Source organism: Desulfotomaculum sp. OF05-3 (genome assembly GCF_003435535.1).
Taxonomy (GTDB): domain Bacteria; phylum Bacillota; class Clostridia; order Lachnospirales; family Lachnospiraceae; genus Pilosibacter; species Pilosibacter fragilis.
The window spans coordinates 29,334-44,167 of record NZ_QWGO01000018.1 but is presented as its reverse complement, the minus strand read 5'-3'; the positions used below and the strand labels follow the sequence as shown (position 1 = coordinate 44,167).

Annotated in this window: 11 protein-coding genes; all 11 read left to right on the top strand. The window is 50.3% G+C overall.

Features of this window, described 5'->3' with window-relative positions:
- Positions 1 to 322: 322 nt before the first annotated feature.
- The 11 genes from DXA87_RS10750 (at position 323) to ilvA (ending at position 14,817) form a co-directional block, all read left to right on the top strand.
- Positions 323 to 1,537, top strand: coding sequence for an LL-diaminopimelate aminotransferase (locus tag DXA87_RS10750; protein WP_117504336.1), 1,215 nt, complete (start codon positions 323 to 325; stop codon positions 1,535 to 1,537).
- Between the two features lie 385 nt (positions 1,538 to 1,922).
- Complete coding sequence (gene aspS / locus DXA87_RS10745) at positions 1,923 to 3,254, top strand: aspartate--tRNA(Asn) ligase (protein WP_117504334.1); 1,332 nt, start codon at positions 1,923 to 1,925, stop codon at positions 3,252 to 3,254.
- A gap of 25 nt (positions 3,255 to 3,279) precedes the next feature.
- Entirely contained in the window at positions 3,280 to 3,573 is a 294-nt protein-coding gene (gatC, locus tag DXA87_RS10740) for an Asp-tRNA(Asn)/Glu-tRNA(Gln) amidotransferase subunit GatC (protein ID WP_015554512.1), read from the top strand.
- 12 nt (positions 3,574 to 3,585) lie between these two features.
- Positions 3,586 to 5,061 carry an Asp-tRNA(Asn)/Glu-tRNA(Gln) amidotransferase subunit GatA gene (gatA, locus tag DXA87_RS10735; RefSeq protein ID WP_117504332.1) on the top strand — a complete coding sequence of 492 codons (1,476 nt, stop codon included), beginning with the start codon at positions 3,586 to 3,588 and terminating at the stop codon, positions 5,059 to 5,061.
- On the top strand, positions 5,058 to 6,491 hold the full coding sequence (gene gatB, locus DXA87_RS10730) for an Asp-tRNA(Asn)/Glu-tRNA(Gln) amidotransferase subunit GatB (protein ID WP_199537925.1): 1,434 nt from the start codon (positions 5,058 to 5,060) through the stop codon (positions 6,489 to 6,491). Before gatA ends, gatB begins: the two co-directional genes overlap by 4 nt.
- A gap of 373 nt (positions 6,492 to 6,864) precedes the next feature.
- Entirely contained in the window at positions 6,865 to 7,875 is a 1,011-nt protein-coding gene (gene plsX / locus DXA87_RS10725) for a phosphate acyltransferase PlsX (protein ID WP_021905053.1), read from the top strand.
- A 96-nt stretch (positions 7,876 to 7,971) separates the two neighbouring features.
- On the top strand, positions 7,972 to 8,202 hold the full coding sequence (gene acpP / locus DXA87_RS10720; protein WP_015554516.1) for an acyl carrier protein: 231 nt from the start codon (positions 7,972 to 7,974) through the stop codon (positions 8,200 to 8,202).
- 55 nt (positions 8,203 to 8,257) lie between these two features.
- On the top strand, positions 8,258 to 8,938 hold the full coding sequence (rnc, locus tag DXA87_RS10715; protein ID WP_015554517.1) for a ribonuclease III: 681 nt from the start codon (positions 8,258 to 8,260) through the stop codon (positions 8,936 to 8,938).
- Between the two features lie 41 nt (positions 8,939 to 8,979).
- Entirely contained in the window at positions 8,980 to 12,537 is a 3,558-nt protein-coding gene (smc, locus tag DXA87_RS10710; protein WP_117504330.1) for a chromosome segregation protein SMC, read from the top strand.
- Between the two features lie 11 nt (positions 12,538 to 12,548).
- Positions 12,549 to 13,484, top strand: a complete 936-nt coding sequence (ftsY, locus tag DXA87_RS10705; protein ID WP_021905056.1) for a signal recognition particle-docking protein FtsY — start codon at positions 12,549 to 12,551, stop codon at positions 13,482 to 13,484.
- A gap of 106 nt (positions 13,485 to 13,590) precedes the next feature.
- Positions 13,591 to 14,817, top strand: coding sequence for a threonine ammonia-lyase (gene ilvA, locus DXA87_RS10700; protein ID WP_117470315.1), 1,227 nt, complete (start codon positions 13,591 to 13,593; stop codon positions 14,815 to 14,817).
- The last annotated feature ends 17 nt before the right edge of the window (positions 14,818 to 14,834 follow it).

The window sequence follows — 14,834 nt, the reverse complement described above, 5'->3', positions numbered from 1 at the left end:
AGTTCAGTCATTACATCTTCTTGTTTTCATATTCATGAAAACAAGAAGCTTGGTGGTTCCACCATATGCTGATTTGGATGAAAAAGTGCTTATGCAAGCAAGCTTGCAACACACTTTCTCATTCAAACCAGCGCATGGCTGAACTGTAACAAAAAGTTAAAGTATTTGCCGGATTTTTACTGCAGTTTTTGCATATGTGTGGTATATTTACATATAAAAGTGGTGCAAAGCGACTAACCGGATAGCGTGCCTGCACGCAGAGCCGGCTAGGCATTTGGCAACCAGACCCCACATGCATTTACAGAAAGAGAGGATTTGAGACATGTTTAAAGTCAATGAAAATTTTGCCAATCTGCCGGGCAGCTATCTCTTCGCAAATATCGCAAAGAGAGTATCCGCATTCCAGGCAGAGCACCCGGAGAAGGAGATCATCCGTCTCGGAATCGGTGATGTGACACAGCCGATCGCTCCAGCGATCATTGAAGCGATGCACAAAGCTGTCGATGAGATGGGGCATGCTGAGACTTTCCGCGGCTACGCTCCGGAGCAGGGCTATGACTTTTTAAGAAATATTATTGCAAAAGAGGATTTCCAGGAGAACGGCTGCGACATCTCTGCTGACGAGATCTTCATATCCGACGGCGCAAAGTGTGACTGCGGAAATATCCAGGAATTATTTTCCTTGGACAGCGTTGTCGCTGTATGCGATCCAGTATACCCGGTATACGTGGATTCCAATGTTATGGCAGGCCGCAGCGGTCTTTACAACGGTGAGACAGGCCGTTTCGACAAGATCGTATATATGCCGTGTACTGCTGACAACGGATTCCTTCCGGAGTTCCCGAGGGAGCATGTAGACTTGATCTATCTCTGCTTCCCGAATAACCCGACCGGTGAGGCGATCAAGAAGGCAGATCTCCAGGCATGGGTGGATTTCGCGAACAAGAACGGCGCTGTCATCATCTATGACGCTGCTTACGAGGCATATATCACAGAGGCAGGCATCCCGCACTCCATCTATGAATGTGAGGGCGCTAAGACATGTGCGATCGAACTGCGCAGCTTCTCCAAGAAAGCAGGCTTTACCGGCATGCGTCTCGGATTTGCTGTAATTCCAAAGGACTTAAAGAGCGGTGATGTAAGCTTAAACGCTATGTGGATGCGCCGTCAGGGTTCCAAGTACAACGGAACTCCGTATATCATCCAACGCGCAGGTGAGGCTGTGTACTCTCCGGAAGGAAAGGCGCAGGTCGCTGAGCAGATCGCGCGCTACATGAAGAACGCGAAGACGATCTACACAGGCTTGAAGGACGCAGGTTTTACCGTATATGGCGGCGTAAACTCCCCGTATATCTGGTTAAAGACTCCGAACGACATGAAGTCCTGGGATTTCTTTGATTTCCTGTTAAACAACGCCGGGATCGTGGGCACTCCGGGGGCAGGTTTCGGTCCGTCCGGAGAGGGATATTTCCGGATCACTGCATTCGGAACTTACGAAAATTCTTTAAAAGCACTTGACAGAATCAAAAATCTCTGATAAAACATAAAACATCAAAAAGATATCAAACAAAGGCGTTGAAGGAAACTCCCTTTCGAAAGACTTTACAGAGAACCGTGTGACAGCTGAGAGCATGGAAGAAACGAGAAAGGCGGGAACGCTCCGGAGCCGGCTGCTCGAAGATCGGATACGATGGTAGGACAGCACGCAAGCTGCACGTTACGCGGCCGAGTCGTTAGGATGATGGTCCGACAGCGAAAGCGGCGACTCATGAGTGGCATGGAAATGCAATGCGGGTGGTACCGCGGGTGATATAGATCCCGTCCCGGAGAACTTTTAAAAGCAAAAGTCTCCGGGGCGGGATTTTTGTTGTTCAAGCTAAAAGGCCTCAAATTTTACCCCACAAATTTAGGAGGATCAGATTATGGAGTTTGTAACAGGATTAGAAGACAGAAAAGTAAAAACTCTTGAAGAATTGGAAAGAGAAGAGTCCGTTGGTACCGAAGTTACTGTTGAAGGCATGGTACACAGCATCCGCGATATGGGAGAAATCTCCTTTGTGATCTTAAGAAGCCGCGATGGTCTCTTACAGACCGTGATCCAGGCAGGATCCGAAAAGGAAGTCCTCTCCGAGATCCGTGAAGGTCAGGCAGTCCGCGTGACTGGAACTGTTTTCAAGGAAGAGCGTGCACCCCACGGAATTGAGATCCATCTTGCCGATGCAAGGATCCTTTCAAAACCGGAAGAGCCGATGCCAATTGCCATCGACAAGTGGAAACTTCCCACATCCCTGGAGGCAAACTTAAACCGCCGTGCCATCGCATTGAGGAACGTCCGTGAGCGCGCGAAATTCCGCATCCAGGAAGGTATCTGCCGCGGCTTCCGCGAGTTTATGACAAGCCAGGGATTCACCGAGATCCATACCCCGAAGATCGGTGCGAAATCCGCAGAGGGCGGCGCGAACCTCTTTAAACTCCAGTACTTCCACAGACCGGCAGTCCTGGCACAGAGCCCGCAGTTCTACAAACAGATGATGGTCGGCGTGTTCGACAGAGTCTTTGAGACCGGCCCGGTGTTCCGTGCGGAGAAGCACAACACAAAGAGACATTTAAACGAGTACACAAGCCTTGATTTCGAGATGGGATTCATCGACAGCTTCATGGATATCTGCAAGATGGAGACGGCGATGCTGCAGTATGTGATAGAACTCCTGAAAAAAGACTACGCGAAGGAGATTGCCCTCTTAAAGATCGAACTCCCGAACTTGGAAAAAATCCCATTCGTTCGCTTCGATGAAGCGAAACGGCTGATCGCTGAAAAGTATGACAGACAGATCAGAAGCCCACATGACTTAGAGCCGGAGGAAGAGGCGCTGATCGGCGAGTACTTCAAATCTGAGTACGGAGCAGATTTTGTTTTCGTTACCCACTATCCGTCAAAGAAACGTCCGTTCTATGCGATGGACGATCCGGAGAACAAGGAATTCACCTTAAGCTTCGACCTTTTATTCCGCGGTCTTGAGATCACCACAGGCGGCCAGCGGATCCATGATTACGAGACGCTCTTAAAGAAGATCGCGGAGAAAGGCATGGACATCGAGGGGATGGAAGATTATCTTGACTGTTTCAAATACGGAATGCCGCCCCACGGTGGTCTCGGAATCGGCCTTGAGCGCCTGACCATGAAGATGATCGGAGAGGACAACGTCCGTGAGGCATGCCTGTTCCCGAGAGATATGACAAGATTAAAACCGTGATGGTATAGAGAAAGGATTTGAGATTATGGCAGAGATGATCACCGATAAGACGATGGATGAGATTGAGATCCTGGCAAAGCTTCACCTGACAGAAGACGAGAAAGAAAAATCAAGACAGGATCTTCAGCAGATGCTCGATTATGTTGATATGCTGAATCAATTAGATACCTCCGATGTGGAGCCGTTGACCCACATCTTCCCGATCAAGAACGTGTTCCGCGAGGACGTTGTTCTTGAGAGTACCCCGAAGGAAGAATTGTTAAAGAATGCGCCGAAGGAAAAGGACGGACAGTTCCTTGTTCCAAAAACCATCGGTTAGGAGGAGACGGATATGAAAATACTGGAACTTTCCGCCACAGAGCTGGCAAAGAAGATAAAAGCAGGCGAGATCACCTCAGAGGAAGCCGCAAAGGCGTCCCTGGCGCAGATCGCGAAGGAAGATCAGAAGATCCGCGCGTACCTCACCGTGGATGAGGAGAAGGTCCTGGAACGGGCAAAGGAAGTGGACAATGGAATCCGTTCCGGAAAATACACAGGCCCGTTGGCAGGTGTCCCGATCGCAGTGAAAGATAATATCTGTACAAAAGACATGAGGACCACATGTGCTTCAAAGATCCTTGAAAACTTTGTCCCGTTCTATGATGCGACGGCGGTCACAAGGATCACAGATGCCGGCATGGTGATTCTCGGAAAGACAAACATGGATGAGTTCGCCATGGGAAGTACCACCGAGACTTCCGCATTTGCGGTTACAAAGAACCCGTGGGATACGGAACATGTTCCGGGCGGTTCCTCCGGCGGTTCCTGCGCGGCGGTCGCAGCCGGTGAATGCTTCGCGGCTCTCGGCTCTGATACCGGCGGATCCATCCGTCAGCCAAGCTCCTACTGCGGCGTTACCGGAATCAAGCCGACATACGGAACGGTTTCCCGTTTTGGTCTTGTGGCTTACGCGTCCTCCCTGGACCAGATCGGACCGATTGGCAAGAATGCAGCCGACTGTGCAGCCCTTCTTGAGACCATCACAAGCCATGACGAGAGGGACAGCACCTCCATGGAGAGAACGGACACGGATTTCACTTCCTCCATCGGAAAGGGCATACGCGGCATGAAGATCGGTATCCCGAAAGAGTATCTGTCGGACGGACTTGACGATGATGTCAGAGCAGCCGTCGAGCAGTGTGCAGCCTACTTAAAGGAGTGCGGGGCAGAGGTAGAATACTTTGACCTCGGTCTTATGGAATACACGATCCCGGCATATTACGTGATCGCGGCTGCGGAGGCAAGCTCCAACTTAGAGCGTTTCGACGGTGTCAAATACGGCTACCGAGCGAAAGAGTACGAAGGTCTCCACGACATGTACAAGCGTTCCAGATCCGAGGGATTCGGACCGGAGGTCAAGAGAAGAATTATGCTCGGTTCCTTCGTTTTAAGCTCCGGATATTATGACGCATATTACCTGAAAGCGTTAAAAGTACGCGCCCTGATCAAGAAAGCATTTGATGAAGCATTTGCAAAGTATGACATCATCTTAGGACCGGCTGCTCCGACAGCAGCGCCAAAGATCGGAACATCCCTGAGCGATCCGATGAAGATGTATTTAAGTGATATTTATACAGTTGCCGTAAACCTTGCAGGTCTTCCAGGGCTCACCGTTCCGTGCAGCGTAAACGAGAAAGGACTCCCGATCGGCGTCCAGCTTCTCGGTGACTGCTTCAGAGAAAAGACCCTGTTCGCCGCAGCATATGCCATTGAGAATGTCCGCGGTGGATGGACACTTCCATTTGCCAGAAAGGAGACCTTATCATGAAACAGTATGAAACCGTCATCGGTCTTGAGGTCCATGTGGAGTTAGCCACAAAGACGAAAATTTTCTGCGGATGCAAAACAGATTTCGGCGCTGAACCGAACACCCATGTGTGCCCGATCTGTACGGGTATGCCGGGATCTCTTCCTATATTAAATAAGCAGGTCGTGGAGTTCGCGCTTCGTGCGGGTCTTGCGTTAAACTGCCAGATCAACCAGTTCTGCAAGTTCGACCGTAAGAACTACTTCTACCCGGATAACCCACAGAACTACCAGATCTCCCAGTTGTACCTTCCGATCTGCCACGACGGTTATGTGGAGCTTGAGACATCAGCAGGAACAAAACGCATCGGCATTCATGAGATTCATATGGAGGAGGATGCCGGAAAGCTGGTTCATGACGAGTGGACCGACAGTTCCCTGGTCGATTACAACCGAAGCGGTGTTCCGCTTATTGAGATCGTATCCGAACCGGATATGAGAAGCGCCGACGAGGTCATCCAGTACTTAGAGCATCTTCAGTCCACGATGCAGTACCTCGGCGTTTCCGACTGCCGTCTCCAGGAAGGTTCCATGCGTGCCGACGTGAACCTTTCTGTCCGAGAGATTGGAAGCCCGGTACTTGGAACGAGAACTGAGATGAAGAACTTAAACTCCTTCAAGGCCATTGCCCATGCCATTGAGGGAGAAAGAGAGCGCCAGATAGAGCTTCTCGAGGATGGACGTGCTGTTGTCCAGGAGACACGCCGCTGGGATGACAACAAGGAAGCTTCCCATGCGATGCGTTCCAAGGAAGACGCGAAGGACTACCGTTACTTCCCGGACCCGGATCTTCCGCCGATCGATATTTCCGACGCATGGATCGCTTCCATCCGTGCAGCTCAGCCGGAGTTAAAGAAAGCAAAATCCAGGAGATACCAGTCCGAGTACGGGCTGAGTGCTTATGATGCGGATATCCTCACAGGGGATAAGGCGCTGGCTGAACTTTTCGAGAACACCATCAAGGCAGGTGCGGCACCGAAGAAGGCAGCGAACTGGCTGACCGGCGAGACGCTTCGTCTTTTAAAGGAGAAAGAATCAGAGGCATCGAAGATCACCTTCACAGCAGAGCATCTGGCATCCCTTATCGCACTCCTTGAGAAGAGCGTCATCAACAACCAGACTGCAAAGGATGTGTTTGCCGTCATGTTTGAGTCTGATGTGGATCCGGTAGCTTATGTTGAGGAACATGGACTCAGGATGGAGAGTGATTCCGGACTTCTGGAGGAAACAGTGAAGAAGATCCTGGACGCAAACCCGAAAGCTGTGGGCGAGTTAAAGGAAGGAAAAGACAAAGTCATCGGATTCCTTATGGGACAGGTCATGAAGGAGATGAAAGGAAAAGCAAACCCGTCACAGGTGAGCGGGATAATCCATAAACTTGTGCAGGAATAAAATGCGAAGAAGCCGTTTCAACGGATATGCATGCCTCGTAAGGAACCTGGTAAGGACAGGTCTGATAAGTGGTAAGGGCATATGTAATTAGAAAAAGTCATGATAATCGGATCTGAATCTTAGACCGATCGTTATGGCTTTTTTATCTCTTTCTTCTTTATATAAGGTATTTTTTTCCAAAAACCTGTCATTCCCTGTTCATGAAAACTGCATGAAAAAGGTATTGATTTTATGAAAGGTATTTAGTATATTAATTACTATAAAAGTCCCGGAGAGCGGCAGTGCGTTTTTACGCCGTTCGATGGGATGCTCCGTGCTATGGAAATATTTATCAACGCTTTTCTGAGCGCGGACAGGAATTGGAGAGAAAAACATGATAAAAATTGCTGTAGACGCCATGGGCGGGGACAACGCCCCTGGAGAGATCGTAAAAGGTGCTGTCGATGCGGTCACAGAACGAAAAGACATTACCGTCTGTTTAACTGGACAGAAAGATGTCATCGAGAAAGAGCTCTCAAAATATACCTATAAAATAGAGCAGATTGAGATCGTTGACGCCCCGGAAGTGATCGAGACGGGAGAACCGCCGGTCAATGCGATCCGTAAGAAAAAGAATTCTTCCCTTGTGGTCGGCCTGAACCTTGTAAAAAACGGGGAAGCGGACGGCTTTGTATCTGCCGGAAGCTCCGGAGCTGTTCTCGTTGGCGGACAGGTCATCGTCGGACGTGTCAAAGGTGTGGAACGCCCGCCGTTAGCACCGCTTATTCCTACGGAAAAGGGAGTCTCTCTTCTGATCGATTGCGGCGCAAACGTTGACGCGAGACCGTCTCACCTGGTACAGTTTGCCCAGATGGGTTCCCTCTATATGAAATATGTGATGGGAATCGAGAATCCGCGTGTGGCGATCGTCAATATCGGTGTGGAAGAGGAAAAGGGAAATGCCCTTGTGAAAGAGACATTCCCGCTCTTAAAAGAGTGTAAAAATATAAACTTCATCGGAAGTATCGAAGCCCGTGAGATCCCCCACGGCGGCGCGGATGTGATCGTCTGCGAGGCATTTGTGGGCAACGTGATCTTAAAGCTCTACGAGGGTGTGGGCGCGACGATGATGACGATGGTGAAGAAGGGCCTGATGAGCAATCTCAGAAGCAAGATCGGTGCGCTTCTCATCAAACCGGCTTTAAAATCTACGTTAAAGAGCTTCGACGCGAGCCAGTACGGCGGCGCACCGCTCTTAGGCTTAAAGGGACTCGTCGTGAAAACCCACGGAAGTTCAAAGGCGAAGGAGGTCAAGAACTCGATCATCCAGTGTATCTCCTTTAAGGAGAATGAGATCTCTGATAAAATAAAAGGGTGTCTTGCCCCGGAAGAGACAGAAGCATAACCGTTTGGCCGGGCGTTATCTGCGCTGCGGACTGAACCGTTACACATTATAAAACTAAATCTAAATTATTAAGCAAAATAGGAGAGGATGGAAATTATGGAGTTTGAAAAATTACAGCAGATCATCGCAGAGGTTCTCAATATCGATCCGGAGGAGATCACAATGAACACTACATTCGTTGATGATCTCGGCGCAGATTCCCTGGATGTATTCCAGATCATTATGGGTATCGAGGAAGAGTTCGACATTGAGATCCCGACTGAGGAAGCTGAGAAGATCGCAAGTGTCGGCGATGCTGTTGAGGCAATCAAAAACGCATTAAATTAATCGCAGGAAAAGGTGTCTCTTCACAGGGACACCTTCTTTTAAAGAAAGGCTAATCATGAAAGAAAAACTTGAAAAACTTCAGGAAATGATCGGTTACCAGTTCAAGGATCCAGGACTTCTGACTCACGCCCTGACTCACAGTTCCTACGCAAACGAAAAGCACTGGGATAAGACACGCTGCAATGAACGTCTGGAATTCCTTGGTGATGCCGTGCTCGAGGTGATTTCCAGCGACTTCCTGTTCCACACATACGAGTCTATGCCGGAGGGCGAGATGACGAAACTCCGTGCCAGCCTTGTCTGCGAGCCGACGTTGGCTTACTGTGCGGATGTGATACCGCTTGGCGACTATCTGCTTCTCGGAAAAGGCGAGGATCTGACCGGCGGAAGGAAACGGCCGTCTGTTGTCTCTGACGCGATGGAGGCGGTCATCGGCGCAATTTATCTGGATGGTGGTCTTGCTAATGCAAAAGAGTTCATCCATCGTTTTATTCTGAATGATATTGAACATAAACAGCTCTTTTACGATAGCAAAACTATCCTGCAGGAAATGGTTCAGGCAAAGTACAAAGAAACGCTTGTCTATGAACTTCTCAAGGAAGAGGGGCCGGACCACAACAAGTCCTTTGAGGTCTGCGTAAAAATCGGGGACGAGGAGATCGGAAGAGGTCTCGGACGTACGAAGAAAGCGGCGGAACAGGTTGCCGCCTACCACGGAATCTGTAAAATCCAGTAAGACACAGATCACGTAGTTTTAAGAAATAGGAAAATTAACGCATGTATTTAAAGAGTATCGAAGTACAGGGATTCAAATCCTTTGCTAATAAGATCATATTTGAATTCCACAACGGAATTACCGGCATCGTTGGCCCGAACGGAAGCGGAAAGAGCAATGTTGCCGATGCAGTCCGCTGGGTGCTCGGTGAACAGAAGGTAAAACAGCTCAGAAGTTCCTCCATGCAGGATGTGATCTTCTCCGGTACGGAGACGAGAAAACCCCAGGGATTTGCCTATGTGGCTATCACACTGGATAACTCTGACCACCAGCTTGCCATCGATTACGACGAGGTCACAGTTTCCAGGCGGATCTACCGCTCAGGTGAGAGTGAATATCTCTTAAACGGCAGTGCCTGCCGCTTAAAGGATATCAACGAGCTTTTCTATGATACCGGTATTGGTAAAGAAGGCTATTCCATCATCGGACAGGGTCAGATCGATAAGATCTTGAGCGGACGTCCTGAGGACCGCCGGGAACTCTTCGATGAGGCGGCAGGAATCGTAAAATTCAAGAGAAGAAAGGCCATCGCCCAGAAGAAACTTGAGGATGAGAAACAGAATCTCGTCCGTGTTTCTGATATTTTAAGCGAACTGGAAAAACAGGTGGGACCTCTCGCAAAGCAGGCTGAGACGGCGAAAGAGTATTTAAGACTCCGGGAAGAGTTGAAATGTTTCGATGTAAATCTCTTCCTCGCTGATTTAAAAGCCATCGAGGACCAGAAACTGGAGCTCACAAGAAAAGAGCACATGGTAACAGGCGATATGGAGGAATCCAAAGCCGCTGCCGAAGCCTTAAAAGAGGAATATGACCGGATCTCCGAGGCGGTCCGCGTGTTGGACGAAAAGATCTCCGAAAAGCAGAACGCCGCGAATGAAGCGAAGATGTCCGCGGGGAACTTGGAAGGCCAGATCAATGTCTTAAGGGAGCAGATCCATGCCGAGGAGTTGAACGCGGAGCACATTAAAAACAGGACTGCTGCCATCGACGAGGAATTATCCGCGAAAAATAAAGAGCAGGAAGCTCTCAAAGAGGAGCGGGAGGCTCTCGGAAATAAGATCCAGGAAGTCCTGGAACATCTCTCCGATGCGGAAGGTGCCTTAAAGATTTCCAGCACCCACGCCGACAGCCTTGAACAGTCCATCGAGCATTTAAAGGGTGCGCTGATCGCGGCCTTGAATGAAAAATCAGAGTTATCCGTAAAGAAACAGCGCTATGATACGATGCTGGAGCAGGTACAGGTCCGCAGATCCGAAGTCGCCCAAAAGCTCTTAAAGGTCAAGAGCGACGAGGAAAACTGGGATAACCAGATTGCGGAGCAGAACGAGCGCCTGACAGCCATCGACGCCGAGATTGAAAAACTCCTTTCCCAGGCAGAATCCCTGGAAGAGGAAGTAAAGGCGGCAAACGAAGAGATCCGCCGCTTAAACAGAAACCTAAGCCACACGGAACAGGATTACCACACGGCCCACACAAAGCTGGAATCCTTAAGGAACCTGGCGGAGCGCTATGATGGCTACGGAAACAGCATCAAGCGCGTCATGGAGGTCCGTGACCGGATAAAAGGCATCCACGGCGTTGTGGCGGACCTCATTGATGTTCCGAAGGAATATGAGATCGCTATCGAGACTGCTCTCGGCGGATCGATCCAGAACATCGTCACGGACTCCGAACAGACCGCGAAGGTACTGATCGAACATCTGAAAAAGAACCGGTTCGGACGTGCCACATTTCTTCCATTATCCGCAATCTCGGCGGGAAATGGATTTAATACACCGGGTGCCCTAAAAGAACCTGGTGCCATCGGAATCGCCGCGGATCTCGTCCATGTGCGGCCGGAATACCAGACCCTGGCGAGATACCTTCTCGGCCGCGTCCTCGTGGTGGATCACATTGACAACGCCATCGCCATTGCGAGAAAATACCGCCACTCCATCCGTATCGTAACGCCGGAAGGAGATCTCTTAAATCCAGGCGGATCCATGAGCGGCGGTGCCTTTAAAAACTCCAGCAACCTTCTCGGAAGAAAGAGGGAGATGGAGGAATTAGAAGAAGCCTGTAAGAAAGCCCTAACCACCGTCGATAAGATCCAGGCGGAGACCATATTCCAGGAAGGAATCTTCCAGGAAAAGAGCGGCGAATTGGAAAATGTAAAGAGTGACCTTCAGAAGAAATATCTGGAAGAAAATACGGCAAAGATCGCGTTGAAGCAGCTGGAGGGAAAGAAAGAGGAACTCTACGAGTCCTCCGCGGATATGAACCTGGAGAACCGTCAGCTGGAAGAGCAGATCCACGAGCTGCGGGACAGTCTCGCTGCCATCGCAGAAGAGATGAAGCGTCTGGAACAGGAAAATACCGACCGGAATGAAAAGATCGAATCGGATTCCGCAGCTTTAGAGCAGGCGAAGGCAGACCGGGATAACGCATCCGCGGTGCTTTCCGAAGTCCAGTTGGAAGCCGCGAACTTAAAACAGCAGGATTCCTTCCTCGACCAGAATATCCATCGTCTCGAGGAGGAGAAGAACCGTCTTCTCACTGAAAAAATGTCTCTGCGGGACGGACACACGGACAGTAAAAACGAGGTGGAGAAGCGCCTCGCACAGATTGAAGAATTAAAGCAGAAGATTGAGAATGCCGGAAAAGACGCGGAAACCTACTACCAGGAGATGACTGCCGCTCAGGATGAAAAGGCGGCAAAGAATGAAGCCCAGAAGGGATTCTTTGAGAAGCGGGAAGCGCTCTCCGCGAGGATCTCTGACCTGGACAAAGAGCTTCTCCGTCTGCAGAACCAGAGCGACAAACTGGCAGAACGCCAGGATGCCCAGGTGGAGTATATGTGGAACGAATATGGTCTCACATTCTCGACGGCGGAGCTCTTGCGGGACGGATCCCTCGACAATGTGGCGGACATGAAACGACAGATCGCCGAGCGGAAAAACGCGATCCGCGGTCTTGGAAATGTCAACGTCAATGCCATCGAGGATTACAAGGAGATCTCAGAGCGATACGAGTTCATGAAGACCCAGCACGATGACCTTATTACGGCACAGGATGCCCTCTATAAGATCATCGAGGAGCTGGATATCGGGATGCGGAAGCAGTTCACAGAGAAGTTCGCCATGATCCGGGCAGAGTTTGACAAGGTATTCCGGGAACTCTTCGGAGGCGGACACGGGAGTCTGGAGCTCATCGAGGATGAAGATATCCTGGAGGCAGGAATCCAGATCATTTCCCAGCCGCCGGGAAAGAAGCTCCAGAACATGATGCAGATGTCCGGTGGAGAAAAGGCACTGACGGCCATCGCTCTGCTTTTCGCGATCCAGAACTTAAAACCGTCCCCGTTCTGTCTCTTAGATGAGATTGAGGCGGCCCTGGACGATTCCAATGTGGACCGCTACGCAAAATATCTGCATAAACTGACAAAACATACCCAGTTCATCGTCATCACACACCGGCGAGGCACCATGGTCGCCGCTGACCGTCTCTACGGAATCACGATGCAGGAGAAAGGCGTATCCACGCTTGTCTCCGTGAACCTGATTGAAAATGATTTAAAATAGGGAGGATTCGTATGGAAGAGAAGAAAAAAGGCTTTTTCTCGCGCCTCGTCGAAGGTCTCACAAAGACCAGAGAAAACATTGTGTCCGGAATGGATTCCATATTTTCCGGCTTCTCCGCGATCGATGACGATTTCTATGAGGAGCTTGAGGAGACCCTGATCATGGGCGATATGGGGATCCAGACCACCATGGCGGTCATCGAGGACCTCAAGAAGAACGTAAAAGAACAGCATATCAAGGACCCGGAGCAGTGCCGGGAAGCCCTGATCGCCAGCATCCGCAGCAAGATGGACCTCGGTGAGAACGCATATGAATTTGAACATCGAAAATCCGTTGTTCTTGTCATCGGTGTCAACGGTGTCGGAAAGACCACATCCATCGGAAAGCTTGCGGACCAGTTAAAGGCAGAGGGAAAGAAAGTCGTCCTCGCCGCAGCTGATACCTTCCGTGCTGCAGCCATCGACCAGCTTGCCGAGTGGGCGAACCGCGCGGGCGTGGAGCTGATCGCCCAGAAAGAGGGATCCGATCCTGCTGCCGTGATCTACGACGCCATCTCCGCAGCAAAATCCAGAAATGCGGATGTGCTGATCTGCGATACGGCGGGAAGACTTCACAATAAGAAAAACCTCATGGAGGAGCTTAAGAAGATCAACCGCATCATCGATAAAGAATACCCGGAAGCTTACCGTGAGACTCTCGTAGTCCTCGACGGAACCACAGGACAGAACGCCTTGGTACAGGCCCGCCAGTTTATGGAAGCAGCTGATATCACCGGCATCATCCTCACAAAGCTTGACGGAACCGCAAAGGGCGGCATCGCCGTTGCGATCCAGTCCGAGCTCGGCATCCCGGTAAAATATGTGGGAGTCGGAGAGAAGATCGATGACTTACAGAAATTCAACTCCGAGGACTTTGTGAAGGCCCTGTTCGCGAAGCAGCCGGAATAACCCGAAAAATATGCCCTGTCAGATGCCTGCGTCAGACGCGGCTGTCCACGGCATTATACAGTAAATGACAGCGTAAGCTGTAACAATAAGGAGAATACAAATGGAAATGCAGGAACTCAGCCTCGAAAAATTTGAAGAAGCTTCTGAGATCGTAAAGAAAGTGACACAGGAGACAAAGCTGATCTACAGCGAATATTTCTCTGAGCGTTACGGAAACAAGATCTATTTTAAACCGGAGAACATGCAGCGTACCGGTGCTTACAAGGTACGCGGCGCTTACTATAAGATCAGCCAGCTCACACCGGAAGAGCGCTCCCGCGGTCTGATCACAGCATCTGCCGGAAACCATGCACAGGGCGTCGCTTACGCCGCAAAGCTTGCAGGCGTTAAGGCGACAGTCGTTATGCCGGTATCCACACCGCTCATCAAGGTAAACCGCACGAAATCCTACGGTGCTGAAGTTGTCCTTTACGGAAATGTCTTCGATGAGGCATGCGCCCACGCTTATGAGCTCGCTGATGAGCACGGATATACCTTTGTTCACCCGTTCAATGACTTAGAGGTCGCTACCGGTCAGGGCAGCATCGCCATGGAGATCATCAAGGAGCTCCCGACCGTAGACTATATCCTCGTTCCGGTTGGCGGCGGCGGACTCTGCACAGGCGTTTCCACCCTGGCAAAGCTCTTAAACCCGAAGATCAAGGTCATCGCCGTTGAACCGGCAGGAGCTGCCTGCTTAAAGGCATCCTTAGAAGCAGGAGAGGTGACAACGGTATCAAAGATCAATACCATCGCCGACGGTACCGCGGTACAGACACCTGGTGACAAGCTGTTCCCGTACCTTCAGGCAAACGTGGATCATGTGATCACCGTGGACGACTCTGAACTGACACTATCCTTCCTCGATATGGCAGAGAATCACAAGATGATCGTCGAGAACTCCGGACTTTTAACTGTAGCGGCCTTAAAGCATCTTGACTTTAAGGGCAAGAAAGTCGTATCCGTATTGAGCGGTGGAAACATGGACGTTCTCACCATGGCTACTGTTGTCCAGAATGGACTGATGCAGAGAGACCGTATTTTCACCGTAAGCGTTATGCTTCCGGATAAGCCGGGCCAGCTGGCAGCTGTTTCCTCACTGATCGCAAAGGAGCAGGGCAACGTGATCAAGCTGGAGCACAATGTATTTGCCAACGTAAACCGTACCGCAGGCGTAGAGCTCACGATCACTCTCGAGTCCTTCGGAACCGAGCATAAGGATCAGATCATCAAAGCTTTAGAGGCAGCAGGCTACTGCCCGGTGATCACTAAGACGAACGGAATCTATATGTAATATTCATTTATTGCCAG

What these genes read in the sequence shown, in the direction of transcription:
- DXA87_RS10750 (WP_117504336.1), top strand. Translation starts at nt 323, where the DNA reads ATGTTTAAAGTCAATGAAAATTTTGCCAATCTGCCGGGCAGCTATCTC.
- aspS (WP_117504334.1), top strand. Translation starts at nt 1,923, where the DNA reads ATGGAGTTTGTAACAGGATTAGAAGACAGAAAAGTAAAAACTCTTGAA.
- gatC (WP_015554512.1), top strand. Translation starts at nt 3,280, where the DNA reads ATGGCAGAGATGATCACCGATAAGACGATGGATGAGATTGAGATCCTG.
- gatA (WP_117504332.1), top strand. Translation starts at nt 3,586, where the DNA reads ATGAAAATACTGGAACTTTCCGCCACAGAGCTGGCAAAGAAGATAAAA.
- gatB (WP_199537925.1), top strand. Translation starts at nt 5,058, where the DNA reads ATGAAACAGTATGAAACCGTCATCGGTCTTGAGGTCCATGTGGAGTTA.
- plsX (WP_021905053.1), top strand. Translation starts at nt 6,865, where the DNA reads ATGATAAAAATTGCTGTAGACGCCATGGGCGGGGACAACGCCCCTGGA.
- acpP (WP_015554516.1), top strand. Translation starts at nt 7,972, where the DNA reads ATGGAGTTTGAAAAATTACAGCAGATCATCGCAGAGGTTCTCAATATC.
- rnc (WP_015554517.1), top strand. Translation starts at nt 8,258, where the DNA reads ATGAAAGAAAAACTTGAAAAACTTCAGGAAATGATCGGTTACCAGTTC.
- smc (WP_117504330.1), top strand. Translation starts at nt 8,980, where the DNA reads ATGTATTTAAAGAGTATCGAAGTACAGGGATTCAAATCCTTTGCTAAT.
- ftsY (WP_021905056.1), top strand. Translation starts at nt 12,549, where the DNA reads ATGGAAGAGAAGAAAAAAGGCTTTTTCTCGCGCCTCGTCGAAGGTCTC.
- ilvA (WP_117470315.1), top strand. Translation starts at nt 13,591, where the DNA reads ATGCAGGAACTCAGCCTCGAAAAATTTGAAGAAGCTTCTGAGATCGTA.